Origin of the sequence: Streptomyces sp. NBRC 110028 (genome assembly GCF_001417735.1) — a bacterium.
GTDB lineage: Bacteria > Actinomycetota > Actinomycetes > Streptomycetales > Streptomycetaceae > Streptomyces.
On the sequence record NZ_BBUZ01000025.1, the window covers coordinates 529819 to 552859 of the forward strand.

The window sequence follows — 23041 nt, forward strand, 5'->3', positions numbered from 1 at the left end:
CACCGGCCGAACTGGCCGCCGCCACGCCCGGGGACACCGTCGCGATCCCGGCCCCGGCCCTGGGCGAGGACGTGCGGGGGTGGCTCGCCGGCCAGGTGACGGAGGACGATCTGCGCCGGGGCGCGCCGCGGCTGGACCCGGCCGAGTTCGTCACCGCGACCGAACTGCGCGCCGCCGGTGGCGAACTGACCGCGACCCAGCGGTTCGAGGCCAAGGTGAACGCCGACCGGCTCCAGGCGGGGGGCGTGTCGCCGCTGGACCAGGTGCGGCTGCTGCTGCACCGGTCCGGCCCGGTGCCGGACGGGCTCGACACGGTCGCGGCCGAGGTGTCGCGGCGGCTGTGGCGGTCGGCGTACGAGGCGTTCGAGGCGGGCACCGCGACGCGCGGGAGCACGGCCCCGGGGGAGGAGGCGGCCCCGCAGGACGGCACCGGGACCCCGGACGGCACCGGGACCCCGGACGGCGCGGCACTGGACGCCACCGGGGCCTGGGAACTCGCCGCCTTCCTGGTGCTGCCCGTCCCGGCGCACGCGGCGCGGGCCGACGCCCGCTACGCCGGGGACGCGTTCCGCGAGGCCGTACGGGAGGTCGCCGAGCATCTGCTCGACCACGGGCCGGACGCCCGGTCGGCCGTGGAACTGGCCGACGCGCTGCGGCGGGAGCTGGGCCTGCGGACCCGCTGGACCGAGGCCACCGCTCCCGCCCCCCGCCCCCGGCCGGTGGCTTCGGCGTCCTCGGCACCGCCGGCCTGGAACGGGTCGGACGTCGACATGTCCGACGCCGGGACGTCGTCGGCCACCGACACCGACACCGACACCGACACCGACTCCGACGACGACATGCCGGACGCCCCTGACGCGTCCCAGTCGGAGTCGGGGGCCTCGGAGTCGGAGCCATCGGATGTGTCCGAGTCCTCCGATGCCGAGAGCCGTCTGTTCTCGGACGACTCCTCGTCGTCCGAATCCGAGTACAGCGACTCCTCGGACGAGGAGTCCTCCGATTCCGGCTCCGACGACGACGCACCGGTCTCGAAGCGAGCCGCCCGTTCCGCGCTGAGTCCACAGACCGACGTGCGCTTCGCGAAGGGGGCGCTCGCGCTGGCGGAGGCCGACGCGGCGCAGGTGCGCGACCTGGCCCGCCGCCTGGCCCTGGCCGGGCTGCGGAACCGGCGGGCCGAGGTGGGCCTGCCGACGGTCCGCATCTCCGGCTACGGCAACGACTTCCGGTCCAACGCCGAGCTGTCGGTCCGGCAGGCGGCGGCCCAGGACCGTGGTGCGCGGCGGGCCCAGGTCGTGCACGTGGCGTTGCTGCAGGAACTGGGCCGTGCGCTGGCCGTGCTCCAGCGGAACCAGCCGGCCGGTCAGCCGCGCCTGGAGGCGGCGCACTTCACCGTGGAGAGCCTCGGCCTCCCCGAGGTCCCCGCCAACAGGCTGGTCTCGCAGTGGCCGAAGCCGACCTCGATCGAGATCTCCATGGAGCCCCACGCGGAGGCGGTGGAGATCCTGGACCAGCTGCGCCGCCAGGAGAAGCGACTGCTCCGCGGGCCGATGGATGTGGAGGGTCTGGCCCGGCGCATCCTCCACCTGCCCGCGGGCACGGCCGTGGACCAGGACGTCCGCGACGAGCTGTACGGCATGGTGCTGGAGGCGGACCAGAAGGGGCGGGCGACCAGCCTCGCCGCCCTGGCCGCGTTCCACGCCCAGCGGCAGGGCGTCCTGGACGACCGCTACCGGTTCACCGACAACCAGGGCCTCGGCGAGAGCACGGGGGTGAACTGGACGGGCTCGGGCGCCCGCGAGCTGGACACCACGACGGTCGACCTGGCCGAGAAGGACAAGAAGGGCACCATCACACGCCTGGGGCTGGACGACCAGCCGTGGGAGGGGGACGAGCCCGCCTATGTCGTGGCCGCGTCGGGGGACCGGCACAAGGTCGTGGTGCCGTGGCCGGACAAGACCACCCGGGACCTGGGCATCGAGGAGTTCGCCGAGCTGATGGCGCACGACGCGGCGCTGTCGAGGCTGCCGAAGGACGTGCCGATCGTGCTGGCCGTCCCGCGCGCGGGCTACGGCCTCCTCTACCTGGCGCGCCGGCTCGCGTTCCGCACCGGCCATCCGGTGTACGCGCACAGTGGCGATGTGGAGCTCACCGTCCGGGCGGGGAAGCCGACGAGGATCCGGGTGGTCCACCACGCGGGGCACCCCGAGGGCGACTGGGTGCCCAACCCCCCGGACCTGGACCCCGGTTCCCCCGACGACGTGCCCGACTGGCACCACGAGGTGGAGACCTATGCCATCGTCAGCAAGCTGACGAAGAAGCAGATCGGACGGGCCGCCTTCAGCCGCGGCGACCTGATCAGCGGCCGTGAGCGACAGCTTCGCCACCTCGACCAGATGACGGAGTTCGCCCACTACAACCCCGCCACGGGCACCGAATCCGCGCGCTTCACCCCGTCGGACCCGGACGAGGCGGCCCCGGCGGTCTACGAGGGCCTCCACGGGTATCCGGGCGGCGTCGAGCTGCCGCTGCCCGACGGCAGCGTGCGCATACTGGACGGTGAGGAGACGCAGCGGTATGCCCGCGCGCGGCGCAAGAGCCTTTCCGTCTTCCCCAAGGAATACTGGGCCGACCTGGAGATCTGCTGGGCGGGATCGCCGCAGGACCGGGGGGCGCCCTCCTACATCCACAGCGGTGCGGGTTTCCCCGGGCCGTTCGTCCCCGACCCGCTGGAGGACGTGCCCGTCGGACAGCGCTACGCGAACGGCCTGCGGCGCAAGGTGCGCTGCACCATCCGGTCGACGGCGACGAGCGACGACGGCAAGCCGGACCGGGTCTACTACCGCCTGATATACGGCGACCCCCAGGGGCGGCGGTCCGGGCGTGCGAAGTTCTTCCCCGAGCCCAGGACCGCCGAGCTGAACCGCCGGGCGCGGGCGATCGGTTTCAGCCGCCCGAACGGAAGGGTGTCCGCGGCGCAGCGGCACCGGACGCTGCGACTGGTGCGGGCGCTGAAGCTGGCGCTGGGCAACGAGGTGGACGACGCCGTACGCGTCGAGGACAACCCCGAGTACGCCAGGCTGCTGCGCGGGGCCGCCGCGCTGGACCGGATGTGGCACGCCGACGGGCGGTTCGGCACGGCGGGCCCGTTCACGATGGACCTCTTCCACCGGATCGTCGAGGCGAAGCTCCCCCAGGGCCGGACGGAGGCGCGCCGGGCGGACTACCGGGCGGTGCTCCTGGAAGCGGCGGACACGGCCGCCGGCACGCCCCTGAGAGACTTCGTGACGCTGTCGTCCGCTGTGAACACGGCGGGACTCCGGAAGAACAGCCTCACGAGGGATCAGTGGGACCGTGTCGTCGCGTCGACGATGGAGACCACCGTCCCCGGCATCAGGTCCACCCACCGTTCGCGGACGTTCTGGGCCTGGGTCAGGGAGCATGAACTGCTGGACCGGCCCGGTAAGGACCTCGACGGCCTCGCCCGGAAGGCCCTCCACCTGGAGACGGCCGACCCGGTGGACAGCGCCGTCCGGGCGGAACTGCGGCGGCTTGTCACCAGGGCCTTCGTGTGGGGCCATGACGCCGCCGATCCCGACGTGCTGGCGGCGTTCCACCTGGAGACGGCCGGAGCCTTCACAGAGGACGACCGGATGACCGACCCGCTCCTGGGCGGGGTGCGGACCGGGACCGACTGGTCCACCGGTGGTCGGAAGATCAACAGGCTGGACACCTCCAGGATCCTGACGTCCGAGGGCCTCGTCCGCGCCCCGTGGGTCGATGAGGACGACCTCAAGATCACCGATATTGACAAACGGCCGGTGCCCTTCGTGGTGCGGGCGTCCTACGATCCGTCGGACCCGGACGCCCTGCGCCTGCGCTTCGGCAGCCAGACGCGGGTCTTCCGGGTGCCGTTCACGGAGTTCGTGGCGCTGATGGCCTATCACCCCAGGCTGGTGGACCGGGATCTCGACGACGCCCTGGTGCTGGACGTCCCCGGCCTGGACGGCCCCCGCCTGCCGTTCATGTTGGGCAAGCGGCTGGGCCGCTCCGTGACGACCACCTACGCCACGACGGGGATCGCCCATCCCAGCGAGGAGCGGTACCCGGTGCTGTCCCTGTCCCCCTCGCCGCAGGTGGCGACGCCGACGGCGGACGACTGGCGCTTCAAGAACCCGTTCGACCCCACGACCCTCACGGACGCCCCGCCCCCGGTCCGGCCCGTGCCCAACTCCGCGTCCGCCCTGACGGTTCCCGGGACGCGCCCGCAGTCGCCGCCCCCCAGCGAGGCGCCCCCCGTGGACGACGGTCCGGCCGGGCGGGACCCGGCCGGCGCGGAGTCCGGCGACTCCACCGATCCGGGCACCCCGTCGTCCGTGACCGTCATCCCGGCGGGGATTCCCGCGGCCGCCCCGGCCGTCCTCACCGCCGCCGATCCGGACCCGGACCCGGACCAGGAGCCCGGAGACCCGGACGCGGAGCCGGACGCCGGACCCGAGCCGGAGGGCTCGGATTCCGCCTCGGATTCCGCCTCGGATTCCGCCTCGGATTCCGCCTCGGATTCCGTCTCGGAGTCCGGCGACCCGGACCCGGACCCGGACTCCGACCCGACCGAGGCAACGGACGACGGCACCCCCGGGCTGTCCGCCCTCGTCACGGGCTTCGGCAGCGGCCACCGCGGCCTCCAGGGATCGGTGCACGTCCTGCCGTTCCCGGAGGACACCGTCCACTGGCTGCACGCGCACCTGAGCCGGACCGTCCGGGCCGAGGCCGCGGCCCAACTGCAGCCGGGTGAGCTGGAGGCACAGGACCCGGAGGGCATCGCCGCGCTGGAGGCGGACATCGCCGCCCAGTACAGCGCCGACGAACTGCTGGACGCCCTGCCGTACCTGCTCAGTCCCAAGGGCATGTCCCGCACGGTGACCTACCGGGGCCGGACGTACCAGGTGTCGCCGAGGCTGGAACTCTTCGGCCACCGGCCCGCCCCCGTGATGACCGAGGACACGCCCGAGGGCCGCCGGATGTACATCGAGGAGCGCAACCGGACCGCGGTCGACACCAGCCACACCAGCAGCACCGGGAACGTCCGGAGCCTGCCGCTCTCCTACGGCCGCACCTGGCTGGTCCACGACCCCGGGAACCCGGCGGTGGCCTCGCAGACGTTCACCCCGAAGCTGACGCTGACCCACAACCAGCAGAGCGTCACCATGACGGTCCCCGAGAGCTACATCTCGATGTCCGCGCTGGCGTTCACCTCGGAGCCCTCGCACGCCTACGACTACGGGATGAGCTGGCAGTTCGCGGCCATCACCGCTCCGAGCGCCTCGGCGCCCACCCCGCACGCCGAGGACGACTGGAGCGACGCCGAGACCTCGCCCGCCCGGCTCACCGCGTGGTTCCCGCACTACCTCACCCAGGGCATGCCTCCGCGCCCGTTCGGCCCGGCGTCTCCGCACGACCTTCCCCCGGACCCGCGGACCGTCACCGACGAGCTGCCGCTGCACCGGATGGACACCATCCACGACCCGTCCGAACTGCTCGACGCGTTCCTCGCCGCCCCGCAGCTGCGCCCGCATCTGCGGCGGATGTCGGACGAGTCGGCCGCCGCGCTGCGGTCGTTCCTGGACGAGAACAGCCGCCGCTCGGGCCTGACCCTGATGCTGGCCGGGGCGTATCCCTCGCCGATCCTCCTGGATCACAGCGGTGAGCCGCTGGGCTATCTTGAGGTCTCCGCGCGGATCAACTCCTTCAGCCCCGACGCGCTGGCCAGGAGCAGCACGAAGGTGTTCCTGGAGAACGACCTGATGCACGTGGTCGGAGCCAAGACCTCGCTGACGGTCACCAATGCCGAGAAGGCCGAGTTCACCCTCGCCACCACCTTCCAGGGAGCTCCCAGCCCGGACGGCAACTTCGTCTTCGGCGGCGGCTACAAGCACCAGCGGTCCCGCACCTTCAACTCCGGCGGCACCGCGTTCGACTGGTTCAGCCTGGTCAGCAACAACCCGCATCTGCTGACGAACGCGGACATCACCTACTACGCCACGCTTGTGCTCCCCAAGGGCGGCCGGACCGAACCCTTCGAACTGCCGAGCCCCCAGGGGCAGATCATGCGGGTGCCGACGATGGCCGACGCGGCCGGCATTCCCGTGGAGCCCGGTCAGGAGCGTTACCTCAAGCCCGAGCTGGCGTCCCTGCGCGCCCTCCCGGTCAACGTCACCCCGCTGAAGGTCACCGGCACCGAGCCGCTCTTCGACAAGCTGGAGACGCTGCTGCGCACCATGGGCTTCCTGGCGCCCTCCACCCCGCAGCGCCTGGACTGGCTGAACGACAGAGCGATCCTGATGGCGTGGCTCGCCAACGCCAGCAGCCTCACCGTCGCCCGCTCCCAGGCCGGTCGGCGCGGCGGGCTCGGCGCGACCATGGACGGCGGTCACCCGCTCTACTTCTATCTGCCCCTGGAGCACGGGGTCTGGCGGGTCGGCGTCGACCTGTCCGTGGAGCCGACGGACGGCACCCGGCCGCACCACCGCAAGAACCTGCCGGGCTGGTCGATGCTGAGCGCCAACGGCACGAGTGTCGCGGGCAGCGAGTCCAGCAGCTCCAGCCAGTCGCTGTTCGGCGACTTCTCCGCCGAGATCAGCGGCCCGGCCCCGCACGACTGGACGGTGGCGGGCGGCATCCCGTCCAGCGCCTCCGCCACCCGTCAGATCACCGGCGACACCTCCGGTTCGGCGTCCGGCTACGGCCTCGACATGATCACCATCGCCCGGCCCGGGCTCGGGGTCTTCGACATCCCCGGCACCTTCACCATGAAGGTGTTCTCGGAGAACGGCGACACCCCGCTGGCGACGTTCGACACCGAGGACGGCATCGTCTCCGTCGCCATCCCGCTGGCCGAGACCCTCGACGCCCCGGCCGCCCCGCTGGGCCCGGTCACCATCCGCCGGGCGACCGCCGAGGACTTCCGCAAGGCGCGGATGACACCGGACGCGGACGGCGACCGCCCGCAGGACGTGGTCCTGCTTCCCGGCCAGGCCCATATCAGCCTCGCGATGGGCAGCGGCGCGCTGGTGTCGACGTACCGGCAGCTGCTCAAGGGCATCGACCCCGACGCCACCGGGGCCGCCGAGCCCGGCGCGCTCACCCGGATCCTGCGGTGGGCCGCCGCGCAGGGCTCCGACCTCGTCGACAGGCTGCCCTCGGCCATCACCGCCTTCGCCGAACCCGCCCGCTGGCTGGGGAACATGACCGTCGGCACGCCCATGACGGACGCCGAGAGCCCGGTCCAGGAACTGCTGCGGGCCGCCCTGTCGTCGACCAGCCTGCTCTCCCGCTCGCCGCAGATCTTCCGCGGCGTCTACGTCGTCGACGCCGACACCGCCGGCTCGCTGATGGGCACCGAGATCCAGGGCGAGACCCGGGGCTACCTGCACAACGCGGTCTACGAGGGGACGGGATACCCCGGCGACAACCCCGATGCCGCCACCTACGCGGAGAACGACCTCACCAGCACCGACTCCTCCTGGCGCGGCACCACCTCCGGCCACTCCGAGCAGATCGCCACCGGCGTCACCGGCTCGCACACCGGAGAGCGCGCCGGCGGCGTCTCGGGCGGCGGCGGCCGGAACAGCGCCGTGTCGCGGAGCGTGACGGACACCGACACCGCGTTCACCGACCGGATGACCTCCGAGGCGCACCCCAAGGACCGGTTCCACGGCTTCCGGGTGGACGCCACGTACGTCGTCCTGCTGCGCAAGGGGCAGCGCAACGCGGTCGTCAACGCCGTCGGCGTCGGCCCGCACAGCTCGGCGCCGTACGCGGTGACCGTCCCCGGCGGTGTCGTGTTCTGGGTCACCGAAACCCTGGTCCGGCAGGATCCGCAGCTCGCCGAGCTGGCCGGTCTGGAGCCGGAGCGGCTGCCCATGGACCGGCTGCTGCCGCGGTACTTCGCCCGCTCCGGCGGCCGCTCGCTGGGCTTCGCCACCGTGCCCGAGGCGCTGCCGGACGGCTCGCTGGACGCCTTCACCGAGGCGATCCGCGCCGCCGTCGAGCGCGAGGCCCCCGACTCCCTCACCCCGGGACTCGGCCGCCACGTCCGCGGGCTCGACGCCCGCATCGCGGAGGCCGGCGCCGTGACCGGTATGCGGTCCCTGGCGTCCTCGGGCGCCCGCCACTGGCGGCGCTTCCACTTCCCCTACCGCGGGCGCACCGGCCTGCACCTGGTGGAGGTGGCGCTCAACGCACGCCCGGCCCCCGGCACCGACCTGGCGGCGTTTGCCGGGGCGCTGCTCGCCTACTCGGGCATGGAGAACATCAACTCCGCGGCGGCCAGCGCCATCACCCACACCGCGTCCCGCGGCACCGGGTTCACCCTCACCCTCGGCGGCACGGGCGTCTTCACGCTCGCCCCCGGCACCGGCCGGACCGGAAGCGCCGGGGGCACGGCCTCCTTCACCTCCACCGGCACCCGCGGCTCCTCCCGCGCCGTCACCAGGAACCACCAGGAGTGGCCGCGCACCTTCCGGCCCACCGCGCAGTTCGACGTGCCGTACGAGTACCGGGTGGAGGTCACCTCGACCCGGCTGAACGACTCGGCGCTGGGCTTCCTGGCCAACCGGATCGCCTCGGTGGGCCAGTTGGCGGAGCAGCTGCTGGACGGCGCGGTGTCGGCGGCCGACACCGCCGGGCTGACCCGCTGGATGGACCGGGCCCTCGGCCGCGACGGGGCCGCCCGTACGGCCCCTCCGGCGCCCGCCCCGGCCCCCGGCACGCCCGCCACCGTGACGCTGCGCTTCCCCGGCAGCGAGGCCCCGCCGCGGAGCGAGGACGGCACCCCGGAGCTGCCCGCCCCGCCGCCGCTCCTGATCACGCCGGACGTCCACCGGGCCGACCCCCGGCCCGCCACGGCCCCGGTGGGCGATCCGGAACGGGACCGGCTGTCCGGCACCGACCGGTGGACGCCGAACCAGCCGATCACCGTCTACGACTTCGACGCCATGGACGAACTCGCCGACGCGCTGCGGGAGGTCGACCCGGCGCTGCGCGGCGACGGCCTGCCCAAGACCTCCACCTCGGCCGAGAACACCCTGCGCCGCATCGGCGACCTCATCCGGCAGGGCAAGATCACCCTGACGCCCGCCCAGGCGTCCCGGTACACCGGCAAGCAGCCCTCCGGCGGCTCCGCGCGCATCGAACTCTCGCTGTACCGGCCGCAGATGGAGACCTCCGGCCGGGAGGTGCTGTCCCAGGGCCAGCGCACCACCGTCACCACCCACGCGACCACCGCCGGCCGGACGCTCAGCCCGTCGGTGACCGCGCCGGTCAAGGGCGGACTGACCGGCGACAACACCGACACCCTCGCCGGGACCATCCCGGTCGCGGGCGAGAACACCACCCTCGGCCAGGCCACCGGAGGCACCGGCCTCCGCCGCGAAACCCTCAAGTACGGCACGCCGGTGTCGGAGAACGCCGAGGGCGAGCCCGACGACAGCGGTGTGCTCGGCTACACCCTCACCGCCCACACCGTCCTGGAGGTCAGCGGCCCGGAGGGCACCCGCTGGGTCACCGGCAACGTGGTGCTGCGCCCCACCCTGGAGGACGTCCTCGGCCTCGGCATGACCCCGGCCCGCCCGGTCCCGTCGGTCTACGACGCCCCGGCCGTCCTCGCCGAGCGGGGCGTCGACGACTGGCGGACGCGGCGCCCGGAGACGCTCGGCTACCAGCTCGCCGAGGGCTTCGCCGGCCAGGACACGCGGCCGCAGGTGTGGCTGGACGCGGGCCAGGTCACGGACGGCACCCGGCGGACGCTGAACGCCGTGCGCCGGGCCCTGCTGGACGGCACCGCGCCCGACGAGGCCCTGAACACCCGGGGGGCCGCCCTCCCCGCCGACATCCGGCTCGCCCTGGAAGCGGCGGCCCGCGCCGCCGACGCCGCGCAGCGGCACGTCGAACTCGTCCTGCGCACCGTCGGCGGCCCGGTCCACCTGTCCTTCGCCCCCGGCCCGCTGCACGGCTGGGCCTCCGAGATACCGGTGCCGCAGATCGAGGTGACCGAGCCGGTGCCGTCGGTCGAGGTGACGCCCCCGCAGAGCGAGCCGGCGCCGGACCGTACGGCCACCGCCAGGCTGACCACCCCCGTCGTGCCCCGCCCGGTGCTGACCCGCCGCCAGCTGGAAGGGGTGGCGAACCGTCTGGCGGGCGACCTTCCGGCCGGGGAGACGCCGGTCCAGCGGTGTCTGCGGCTGGTGGAGGCGCTGCGGGACGCGGTGTACCCGGGCGGGGTGCGCATCGCGGGCACGGTGGACGACTCGGTGACCCTCGCGGGCCCGGACGCCGCGGCGGCGGGGCTGGTGGCCGGGCCGGGCTGGCGTGACGTGCGGGCGTGGGACGAGGTGACGCGCGCGGTGGCGAACGCCGGGCGGGGCGCGCTGGCGATCGTGCTGGCGCGGCGCCAGGGCGGCGAGCTGGGGCACGTATGGGCCGCGTACCACCTGGGCGGGCGCGGCGGCGTGGTGGCGGTGGACCCGTCGGCCCGGGAGGGCCACCGGGTGTCGGCGACGCCGCCGGACCTGGCGGCCGTCGAGGCTCAGGTGGTGGTGATCGACCGGGCGGGGCGGGTCCTCAAGGACGCGCTGCCAGGGTTCACCGAGTCGTCCTCCCTGGGCCACGCGCTGATCGACCGGCCCGTCGAGCGCGAGTACGGGGCCCTCGGCCTGGAGGTCGAGACGCGTCAGGTGTTCCTCATCAGCGGCATCGGTGACGTTCCCGGCAAGCTGGATCTGGCCCTTGCCCCCGGTTTCAAGATGGTGACCGACCATGCCCCCCTCTGGCGAACCGCGGATGGGCGGATGCATCTCACGGCCCCCCGGGTGGCACCGGGAGAGCCACGTCCCGCCATGGCCAACTACCTCATCGGAGAGATCGTCGTCGACCCCATGGCGGTGCTCCCGGGAGAGCGGAGCCAGTCCCTGGAGGAGACGCTGGCGCGGTTGGACAGGGCACTGCAGGGGCTGGGTACTGTGGATGAGCCCAACGCCGCCGTGCCGCTGCCTCTTTCCGCTCTTCTCCCCGCTCGTGACGGCTGGGAGGTCACCGAGCTGGGCGAGAAGGCCATGGTCCACCCCACCCCGATCCGTGGGAATCGCGTCTATGTCCAGCCCACTGTGGGCTTCCCCAACCTGGGCCTGAGTGCGCTCCTGGACGCGGCGGCGGACCGCAGGCCGCCGGGGGGCGCGCACGTGGAGGCGGTGGAGGGGACGGGGAGAAGCTTCGGGATGAAGGCCACCGTGGAGTTCCTGCGCGGCTTCACCGGCCGGAGTGATGTGCACGAATACGCCGTCCCCTTCCTCTCGTTCATCCCGGACGTCGATGACATCTGGGGCTACCTGCGGTTCGCGTATGCCCACACCGTCGCCAGGCCGGCCAGGTTCATGCTCACCGAGCCCGGGAAATCCGTGCTGGTCAAGAACATCCTGGAGGTGGCGTCCCGTCATCCCCTGGACCGCGTCCTGCGAGCTTCGCGGCCCCGCACCCGGACCTTCCTCAACACGCACCACGACGACATCAGTGAAAAACTCGCCACCACGCTGCTGGGGCTGCTGGGGCTCTACCAGAGGAACCTCGCGCCGGGCAAGCCGCTGGTCCCAGGGCTCTTCGATCTCACCAATGGAGAGGTTCCGAGCCCTCGCGAGCACGTGACCTCCGCACTGACGGGGCGCACCTCTCAGGGCAAGGTCGTCTCCCAGTCGGATTCGGTGGGCATGCGCGACTATGAGACCCTGGACACCGATGACGGTCGGCTGACGATCCCGCTGGTCCTCTCGGAATTGCGGCACTTCACATACGGCAGTCAGCTCATGTCCTCCGAGGAGATCCGGCGTGCCGTCGCCGAGCTATCGGCGCTCAGCCGGGAGGCGTACCAGCGGGCGCAGAAATTCTCGGCCCCGCTGCCCGACGACGTACTGCGCGACTCCATCGTGCGGATTCTCGACAATCCGGTGGTACGGGGTTTCTCCGGCTTTGTGGCGCCGGTCCTGGTCTCGGGTCAGCCGCAGATCATCGGGGGGCAGAGCCTGATGCGCCTCGCGGACGGTCAGAAGGCCGCCCGTGCACTGGCCGCTTACGCCCTGGGGACCCCGCTGCCCGTCGACGTGCACCAGGGGCTTCGCGACGCTGTCGACGAGGCGTCCGGGTCTCTCGCGACCATGCCTTTGGAACACCAGCCACGGGTCCGGCACGTTGTCGAGGCCGCACGGCGCGCCCTCGAAATTCTCGCGGACCCCGGGCAGACGCCCCCCGCGGTGGAATGGAAGGCGGAGCTCGTCGCTGCGGACGGGACCCGTGTGCCGGTGGACCAGGTGTCGGTGGTCACGCACCGGGAGTCCGGGGGCAAGCCGGTGGGGCTGTCCTCCCGTCCGGCCCAGGACTGGCACGACCCCCGTCGGCACACCTACGGCCTGTTGCCCGAAGTGAAGGAGTTCACGCTGGTACAGCGGGCGCCCGTGCCGCGGGAAGGCCAGCCGCAGCCGCTGCCGTTCGACGAGGCGTACCTGGTCGGCCTCCGTGGCGACGGCCGGGGTGCCGTACTCGCGTTGTCCGACGGCACCGACGCGATGTTCGATTACGCCCGGATCATCGACTTCCTCTTCGCCGTGGACGGTTATCTGTTCGCCCTGCCGCCGAAGGTGGCCGCGCTGGTCACGGGGGCGGACCTGGCTGGTCCGCCGTCGCACGACCCCCTGGAGGCTCCGCTCGCTGGTCAGGTACTCGCCAACGGTCTGGACCGGTGGGTGTGGACGACGGCCGGCGGGCTGGAACCGGCCCTGGCCCCGGCTGACGGGAACCTGGGGGCGCGGTTCCAGCTCGCCGAGGGTGACTGGTGGGTGGGTTTCCGGCCCGAGCCGAGTTCGGCCGAACTGGGCCGGATGGCCGAGGCGGTGACGGGCGACCGGGCGCGTGCCGGGGACGTGCTGCGGTGGGTGCGGGCGATCCGGCTGGTCTACGGGCCGGTGCTGGAGGACGACACCGCGGCGTTCGAGGCGCTGCTGCACGGCTTCCGGGCGCTGGACGAGGAGCGGGCCGCGCGCGGCGATCGTTCCCCGCTGACGTGGGGGACCCTGCGTCGGACGGTCGGCGCGCACTCCGCAGTGCTCGGCGCCGAGGCACCCCTGTCCCAGGCGCTGCCGTTCGCCATGGTCTCGGCGGCCGGATCGCTCGGGAGGATCCTGGAACTGTCCGGGCTGAACCTGACCCAGCAATACGTGGCCGTGCGCGCCTGGGAGCCCGCCCCGCCCGCCACCACCGGCGCGACGGCGGGCCCCGCCCAGGGCGTCGCCCTGTCCGCTTGGGGCTCCGACGGCCGTCCGGTGCGCGGCTGGCTCAGCTCCGAGCCGATGTCCTTCGCCCCCGCCGCTTCCTCCTCCCCGGCACCGGCTACGGCACCCGCCACGGTTCCGTATGACGCCACGGAGGCGCGCTACGACGAGATCCTGCGGGATCTGTTCGGGCAGCAGCCGGTGCCCCCGTGGGCGCGGGAGGCGCTGCGGCGGCTGAACGCGCTGCGGGCGAAGGTTCCCGAGCTGCGCGGGGGGCCGCTGGACATCGACGTGCTCACGCGGCATGTGCTCATGCTGGACGCGAACACGCCGGTGACCTGGAACGAGCGCGGTGACCTGTGGCGGGTGGCCGTGGATCCGGCCGTGGAGGACGCCCCCAGCCTGGCCCGGCTCTCCGCCTTCTATCTGAAGCTGAACGGCGCGCTCGACGACGAATTCCGTATCACCTCGGCCAACGGTGGGCGGGGCCTGAACTGGACCGGTGCCCCCCTCGCTCCCCAACTCGACGTGACCCAGGTCACCGAGTACACCCGGCAGCCGGACGGTCGGCTCCAGCCCGTGCGGAACGCGACTCCCGCGCCGTGGGGCACGCCCTACGCGGTGATCGCCGACGGGGGGCCGGCGAAGGTCCGGGTGCGCGGCGTGAAGGGCTTCGTCCGCGATGCCCCGAAGGCGGTCGTGGCCGAACTCCTCGGTCTGGACGAGGTGCTGAGCGCGGAGCCGGGCGGCGTGCCGGTGCTGATGGGCATTCCCCTCGGGGCCGTCGGCAACTCCGCGCTGACGCAGGACAGCGCCGATCTGCTGGGCCGGAACGTGTGGTCCTCGATCGGTTACCCCGTGGCGACGGGCCCGATCGGCAACGACGTCTCCGAGGACCGGAGCTTCGCGGGTGGCTGGCTGCTCAGCGAACCGAACCCGACGCCGGGGGGTGGCCAGCAGGGCGCGGCGTGGGAGCGCCAGGTGTTCACCCTGCCCTTCATCGGTCCCGACCACCGGTCGGCCGGGCACATGTCCGTCGCCCTCTCCGGGCCCGGCGGCATCTCGCGGGTAAGGTCTCAGCTGCTGCTGGACCTGCCGAAGGCGACGCACTTCGTCCATTTCGATCCGGCGACCGGGGACATCAGCATGCCGGAACCGCTTCCGTGGGTGGCGGCGAAGGAGCCCACCCCGTATTTCGAGGCCAAACACGGGGAGCCGGGCCTGAGCACCTGGGCCCTGGACAACGGGGGAAGGGTGGAGACCAGCGGACCGGGGACGTCCGGTGCGCTGAAGCGGCGGCGGAGCTTGCACCGTCGGTCCGACAAGTCCCCCATCGTGCGGATCGTGTGCTACGGCGCCATGCGCGAGGGCGCCGGGTTCATCGGCGCCCACGGTCCAGCGCCGTTCGTCCCGGATCCGCTGGCGGTCGTCTCCGAGGCCCAGCGGATCGCCACCGACCACGACCGGCCGGTCTACGGCTTCATCGGCAGGGTGTTCAGCAGGACGCAGACGCCCATGGGAGTGTTCCTCGGGGTGGAGGCCAATGCCCGGGGCGGCGCCTACGCCCCGGAAGTGCGGATGCCGGAGCCGAAGGGGGCCGAGCTGGAGGCCCGGGCCCGCGACGCCGGTCTGCACTCGGGGCCGGGTCCGGTGCCGCCGGAGATCCTGGAGCGGACGCTGCGCCTGGTGCGGCTGCTGCGTGGGGAGTTCGGCCAGCGGATCGACTGGGCCCCGGAGTATCCGGTGCTGTGGCGGGGCGCCGGCGCGCTGGACGTGATGTTGCGCAACGATCCCGCGCTGGCCCGTGTTCCGCTGTTCACCGTGGAGTTGGCCGTGAGTCTGTCGGCGGGGTTCCTGGCGCAGCACCCGGCCCTCGCACAGCTCTCCAGGAGGGCCGTGGTGGAGGCCATGCTCAGGAGGGCGGGCGAGCGGCGGGCCCAGCAGCCGGGGCTCGCGCTCACCAGTTTCGTTCCGCTGCCGGCCGTCACCGCCGCCGCGGCCGCGATGGGGGGACCCGGCTTCGACGCCCTCACCGCCCACACCCTGGGGCTGAACCCACATCAGGTCGGTGACGCGGAGCGGTCGCAGATGCTGTGGGCCATGGTCAGGGTCCAGGACTACCTGGACGGGATCAGGCAGCACGGTGGTGAGCAGGAGCTGGACCGGGCCGCGGCCGTCCTCCTCCACCTGCCCGCACCCGATCCCGCCCGGCGTACGGAAATGACGCAGCTGCTCCGCCAGGCGGTGGCCCACGGCCGGAACCCCTACCGGATCGGGGAAGTGGCCGCGTTCCACCTGGAGTCCCGCGGCGCACTGGCACCCGACACCCTCATGACCACCACGGCCGGCGGTGTGCCGTTCGGCCGTGACCACAGCGGCAACCCGGCCGGGCCCGTCGACTTCGACCCGTCCAAGGTCACCTTGCTGCGCCGTGAGCCCGACGGGACGCTCCGGCCGGATTCCACGGTCCCGGCGCCCTGGCACCACCCACAGGCACCGGAGCGGGTGTGGCTGTTCCGGGCCGGCCAGCGGGGCGGCCAGGCCGTCATCGGTGCCCCGGTGCGGCACGACGAGGTCGGCGAGCTGCACTACCGCGACCCGGAGCTGGCCCATCTCTCCCTGTGGATCCCGGTCATCCTGCTCGTCGAAGGCGCCCGGCCCGCCCCCGGTCAGTCGCTGGTGGCGAGCCTGCCGGGTCAGACCGCCATGCTGTCGGGCCGGTGGACCTGGGCCGCGTACGGCAAGCCGACCCTCTACACCGATCCGGCGACGGGGAAGACCACGGTGGCCCTGGAGCCGGACGCCGCCGGCCGGCCGCGCCCGGTCACCGACCTCGCCTACGTGCGCCCGAACGATGTCCGGGGAGTGATCGGGGCTCCCCAGCCCACCCCGCCGGCGCCCACCCCCGTCGCCCCCACGCCCGTCGCCCCGGCGCCCACGCCCGGCGCTCCGGCGTCCACCGCGCCGTTCGGGGCCCCGGCCGGTCTCTCCCTCACCGACGCCGGACCGTCCGGCCATGGTCCCGCCACCGAGCTCTCCGTCGACGGGCCGTCCGCCGGCGGGCCGTGGTCGGTGTGGGCCGCCCCCACGGATCCCGCGACCGAAGGGGACGCGGCGGACGAGGCGGCGCCGTTCGCCGCGGCACAGCACCCCGCGACCGGGGACCAGGACCCCGTACGCCCCGAGCAGTGGCCGTCGGTACGGCGGGTCAGCAGCCCCGCCTCGGATCCGGGCGAGCTGTCCGACGACGTGCCGGACGAGCCGGTCCCCGGCTCGGCGAACCCGTCGGTGGGCACCGCGCCGGGGGCCGGGCGGCGGCCGGGGTTCAGGACCGGTCCCGCGTGGCCGTCGGCGACGCTGATCGCCTTCGGGAACGCGCCCGTTCCCGGGCCGGTCGTCGGGGCCAGCGCGGTGCTGCCGCAGCGGACGCCGCTCGCCTTCGAGCAGGGCGCGAGCGAGCTGTCCGCGAGCGCGAGGGTGGCCGCCCGGCGCCTGATGGTCCGGATGGCCACGGTGGCCGTGCGGAACCATCGCGGCGGGCTGCGTCCGCCGACGGGCGTGATCACCGGGTACGGCGACGGCTCTCGGGAGCTGGGCGAGCGGCGCGCGCACACGGTCGCCGAGATGTTCAGGAGCGAACTGGAACCGGTGCTGGCCCAGTTGCAGGCGGACCTGCCGCCCGAGGGCCGTCTGACCGCGAGTGCTGTGCTGGTGCACGAGACGAGCCGGGAGCGGGAGACCGGCCGGGACGCCGGGGCCGGGGCGCGGCAGGCGACGGTGGAGTTCCTCGTCCCGGACGCCGATGACGCGGCGGCCCTGGAGACGCTGGACGCGCTGCGGCTGAAGGACCGCGACCTGGCCGGCCGCCCGCTGGACGTGGACGCTCTCGCCCGCCGGATCCTGCATCTGACACCGGAGGCCGGGAGCGCGGACCCGGCGGCCGCGCGCGCCGAGCTGTTCGCCCTGGTACGCGACGCGCTCGCCGCGGGATGGGCGACCGGCCTGGACGGGTTGGGCGCGTACCACCTGAAGACCGCGGGCGGCAGCGCCGTCCTCGCCCGTTTCACCCTCAATGGCCGCGAGGGGCGTCCGAGCCTGAACTGGACGCCCCAGCCGTCTGCCGAGGTGGACACCAGCGAGATCCGTACGGTGTCCGCCGCCGTGCCCTTCGGCACGCCGGAGCCCGCGCCGTGGCATGCGGAGGGCGACCCCGAGCCCTGTCTCGTGGGTGCCGTCAAGGGAGGCCACGACCATGTGATGGTGCGGTGGCCGGACCAGACCGAGCGCCGGGCGAGCTTCGGGGAACTCGCCGAACTGCTCGCCCGCGAGCCCGGCCTCCCCGAGGGCGCGCCCATCGTCCTGGCGTTCCCGTTCTCGGGCGGCATGGGGCTGGAACTGGCGCGCTACGTGGCGTACAGGACCGGCAGGGTGGTCTGGTCGTTCAGCGGCTTCGTGCGGATGAGCCCCATCGGCGGCAACCGCTACACCATCGGGATGGTGAAGCTGCCCGGCCGGCCGTTCGGCGACTGGACCGCGAGCAGGCCGGAGGACTGGCACGACCCGGAGTCGGATGTGCCGGAGTGGGAACGCCACTGGGTGACGCACACCATCGTCGGCGGGGACCACCAGCAGCTCGGGCGGTCGTCGCTCCAGCCGAAGGACCTGGTGGGGGACCGGGAGAACATGCTCCGTCACCTGCCGGAGATGACGAGCATCGGGCACTACAACCCCACCACACAGTCGTGGGTGGGCACGCCGCGGCCCGTGGACGGCCCGGCGCCGGACTACACCTACTCCGGGCACGGCGGGCCCGGCTTCCTGGACGTGGCGCAGGACGACGGCAGCTACGCGCTCGTCACCGGACCGCAGTTCGGGCGTGGCCTCGCGCGGCGCCCGAGCGTCCGGAACCTTCCTCGGGGGGCGACGATCGGCCTGGGGGCGTGCTACGGCGGTGCGGCTTCCGACCGGTCGCCCGACCGCGCGGACGCCCAGCCGGCGGCTCCCGAGCCGTTTGTCGCGGACCCGCTGGAGAACGTGGCTCCCGGCCAGCACGCGGCCAACGACACCGACCTTCACGTGGTCGCCGACGACCACATCACCTCCATGGCCGAGGGCACCAACGGCCGGGAGACGCGGTACTGGTACGAACTGGCCACCGACGTCCGCGGCCGGCTGGGACGGCGGAGGCACTTCTGGCCCGAGCCGAAGGGCACCCGGCTCGACGCGATCGCCAAGGCCGCGCGCCTGTACGACGGCGACGGGCCCGCCTCCGAGGAGGTGAGGTACCGCGCGCTGCGCCTGGAGCGTGCGCTGCGGCGGGTCTTCGGCGGGCAGGTGAAGCGCAGGAGCGACTACGAGGCCCTGCTGCGGGGCATCGGCGCGCTGGAACTGATGTGGCGGGCCGACACCGAGCTGTCCTCCGGCGCGCCGATGTTCACGGTTGACCTGTTCGACCGGGTCGTCCGCAAGAAGTCGGACACGGCCGAGGGCGACGACATGGCGCCGGACGTCTACCGCGATGTGCTCGCCAAGGCGGCGAGCGCGTGGGACAGGAAGCCCGGACGTGCCCTCAGCACGTTCAGCAGGCCCGCGCACCTGGCGAGGGTCGCCGAGCAGTTCGCCGCGCTGGAGGATCCGCGGGCCACCGCGCGCCGGGTCCTGGGCCTGCCCGATACGGCTGCGCCGGGCCGGGCCGAGTACACGAAGCTGTTCTGGGCGATGGTCAAGGCCCGGGAGGCGTTCGCGGCAGTGCCCGACCTCGACGCGTTCGGCGCCCGGGTGCTCCACCTGGAGAAGCCGGACCGGGGGCGGCGCGGGGAACTGTTCTTCACGCTCGCCGCCGCGGCGGCCGTGGGGCGGGACGTCCACAACGTGGACGCGGTGGCCGCGTTCCAGCTCGAACGCGAAGGCTTCCTGCCCCGGCAGGACGAGCGGTCCTCCTTCCGCAACTGGGCGGGCCTGGACCTGCCCGGCGGACTGGACACCTCCCGGCTCCGCCTGCCGGGGGCGGTCACCCGCACGGCCCCCTGGCACACCGAGGGCGGCCCCGTGCCCGTGGTCGTCACGGCCGAGCCCACGGGAGACGGCCGGCTCGCGCTGACGAACGCCGCGACGTCGCGTCGGGTGGTGACCGAGGACGAACTCGTCGAGCTGCTGGCCCGCGACCGTACGGTGTACCGCCACGACCTGAACGTTCCCCTGGTCCTGGCGATCTCCGAGCTGGGCCGGCACAATCCCCGCCTGCCGGAGAAGCTCAAGGCCCGGCTCGGCAGGGCCGTCTGGTACACCGGCGAAGCGGTCGACTGGTCCGGCCTCGGCACCCCGGCCCCCGCCGTGATCGGCCACACGGCCGACCCCGCCGCCAAGGGCACCTGGCAGGCTGCCCGCTTCACCGTCCAGCGGGGCCCCGGCAGGCGCGTCACCTCGGCGCCGGGAAGCACGGGCGGCGGTGGCCGCGGGCCGCTCGACCGCAGGCGGCACCTGCGGAACGCGTACACGTCCTACGACCCGGACGGGAACTTCGACCAGACGTTCCGCGAGGTGCTGGAGGAGTTCCCGGCCGTCACCCAGGGGTCGCGCGCAACGGTGTGGGGCCAGGGACAGACCGACCCGGAGCTGCACTTCTTCGTGGCCGAGATACCAGGGCTCGGCCTGCGGGGGATGTACAACCCCGACGGCCCGAGCGCCGGACGGGTCTCGGACGACCGGGGGCGGCTGCACGACGAGGGGCCCGCCTGGGACTGGTACCTGCCCGGACGCGGGATCGTCGCCTCGTCCCGGATGCGCCAGACCCTGTCGCCGGCCGGCAGCCCCGTCCCGGTCGGATGGTCCGCGACGGGACCGGTGAGCCCCACCCCGCCGGTCGACCCGGACACCACCGCGGCCCTTCCCGGGTTGTTCAGCCGCCGCACGCTGCCGGACGCGATGTGGCGCGCGGGCAACGGCCCGCTCCACAAGTTCGACTGGCGTTCTCCCGAGGAGATCTTCCGGAGGGGGATCACGCCAAAGGGCAGCGACGCGGTGCACCTGATCGACCACGTCTACAGCAGCCCCGCGGGCACCGCCTATGTGAGCACCACCACCAATCCGCGCTACCTGGCGGACTCGGTCGACGCCGATCCGCTCAGCGAGGCCCAGCTGACCCGCCGTTACGTCTGGCGCTACGACATCGAGGTCCCCGGCGGAATCGACGTCAACGCCACCCTGGGCCTCGCCTCGCCCTTCCCCGACCAGAAGGAGATCGCCTTCCCGGGCGGGGTGCACACGCGCTTCATCCGCGGCGTGCAGCCGATGCGCAACGGACGGCCCGTGGGGACCTACATCCCCAACCCCGCCTTCGCCCCGCATACCTCCCCGAACGGAGAGGTGACGCCCGCGCCGCCGCCCCCGGCGGGACAGCCGCTGCCGCTCGCCATGGTCTCGGCGGCCGAATCGCTCGGGGAGATCCTGGAGCCGTCCGGGCTGAACCTGACCCAGCGGTACGCGGCCGTGCGCGCAGGGGAGCCGGTCACCGCCTCGTCCGGGGCCCCGGCCGCCACCACCGGCGCGACGGCCGGCCCCGCCCAGGGCGTCGCGCTGTCCGCCCGGGGCTCCGACGGCCGTCCGGTGCGCGGCTGGCTCAGCTCCGAGCCGGCGTCCTTCGCCGACGGCGCGCCCGACGCCTTCGCGCCGCAGGACGACACGTCGGTGGCGCCCACGGCACCGGCTACGGTTCCGTATGACGCCACGGAGGCGCACTACGACGGGATCCTGCGGGATCTGTTCGGGCAGCAGCCGGTGCCCCCGTGGGCGCGGGAGGCGTTGCGGCGGCTGAACGCGCTGCGGGCGAAGGTTCCCGCGCTGCGCGGGGGGCCGCTGGACATCGACGCGCTCACGCGGCATGTGCTCCTGCTGGGCAAGGACGCGCCCGTGACCCGGGAGGAGCGCGGTGACCTGTGGCGGGTGGCGACTGACCCGGCCATGGAGAACGCCCGTACTCTGGCCCGGCTCTCCGCCTTCCATCTGAAGGTGCAGGGCGCGCTCACCTCCGAGTTCCGCTTCGTCACGGCGGACGGTGTGCGGGGCGTGAACTGGTCCGGGCTCCCCGTGAGCGACACCATCGACCTGGCCCACATCTACGAGTTCGCCTTGCAGGATGACCACACCCACGCCCCCGTGGGGAAGCCGAAGCCCGCCCCGTGGGGCACCGGGGCGTACGCGGTGGTGTCCGGCGGGGACGGGCTGACCATCGAGGTGCGGGGCCGGAACGACTTCGTGGAGGACGTCCCGAAGGACGTCGTGATGGAGCTGCTGGACCTTGACGAGGTGCTGAGCGGCCTGCCCGGGGACGTCCCCGTGCTGATGGCGGTCACCTTCGCGTCCGCCCTCAGCGTCAGGGAGCTGCGGGACGGCGCCGATCTGCTCGGCCGTCAGGTGTGGGCGCCCAGCGGCGTTGTGGTCATCGACCAGTTGCCGGACGACCCCGACCAGGAGGTGCTCGGCCTCGACATCTCCGAGAAACAGGGCCTCGTGGGCGACTGGCTGCTCACTCCGCCGGGCATGCCGTCCCACGACGACGAGGGCGAGGAGTGGGAGCGGCGCGTGCGCTCCATGCCCATCATCGGCCCGGACCACCTGTCGACCGGGCACGCGTCCCTCTCCTTCGACGCAACTCCCGAAAGCCTGTGGAGGAGGACTCACCCGTACCGGCGGCTGCCTACGGAGACCCAGTTCGTCTACTGGGACCGGGCGACCAACACCTTCAGCCGGCCGCAGGTGCTGCCGTGGGTGGCTGAAGGCAAGCCCACTCCGTACTTCGACGCCAAACACGGGGTGCCGGGCACGAGCATCTGGGCCCTGGACGACGGGAGCGAGGTGAAGACCAGCGGGCCGCGGACATCCGGTGCGCTGAAGCGGCGCCCGAGCCTGGAGCGGCTGCCGCTCGACCACCCCATCGTGAGGATCGTGTGCTTCAATGCGTCGGTCCCGGGGACCGGTCGGACAGGCGCGTACGGCGCGCCGGAGTTCGTCCCCGACCCGCTGGCGGTGGTCTCCGAGGCGCAGCAGGTGGCCACCGACGAGGACCGTGAGGTGTACGCCGTCCGGCGCCTGGCGTACTCGTGGTTCAGGGCGCAGGGTGTCGATCACTGGGGCATCGACACCGATGCCCGGGGCGTGGTGTACCCCCCGGTGCTGCACGTGCCGGAGCCGAAGGGGACCGAGCTGGAGGCACGGGCGCGGGACGCCGGACTGCACCAGGGGCCGGGCCCGGTGCCGCCGGAGACCCTGGAGCGGACGCTGCGGCTGGTCCGGATGCTGCGCACGGCGTTCAACGCCCGGATCGATGGGACATCGCAGTACCCGCCCCTGCTGCGGGGCGCGGGCGCGCTGGACGTGATGCTGCGCAACGACCCCTCGCTGGGCCGGGTCCCGGTGGTCACCACGAGGCTGCTCAGCGAGGTGGTGCTGACGTACATGGCACAGCAGCCGGCCGGTCCGTCCAAGCCCACCGGCCGGGACGCCTACACGCACGTGCTGACGCGCATGGGCGAGCGGCTGGCCCAGACCCCGGGGCTCGCGCTCTCCGCCTTCGTCCGGCTGCCGCTGGTCGAACGGGCCACGAACCTGGTCACCAGCCCCGGCTTCGACGCCGTCACCGCGACCGCCCTGGAGCTGCCGGACCCGGGCCGGGTGGGCGATGCGGAGCGGTCACGCATGCTGTGGGCCGAGAAGCAGGTCCAGCGGCATCTGAA

The 23041-nt window shown here is 73.4% G+C and carries 1 protein-coding gene (cut by both window edges); it reads left to right on the top strand.

All 23041 nt of this window come from inside a single coding sequence — locus tag ASC60_RS14750, lonely Cys domain-containing protein (protein WP_267892795.1), on the top strand. Of the gene's 72429 coding nucleotides, 26479 precede the window and 22909 follow it; the stretch shown corresponds to coding positions 26480-49520 (codon 8827, partial, through codon 16507, partial); the first complete codon in view begins at position 3. Both codon boundaries (start and stop) fall beyond the window edges.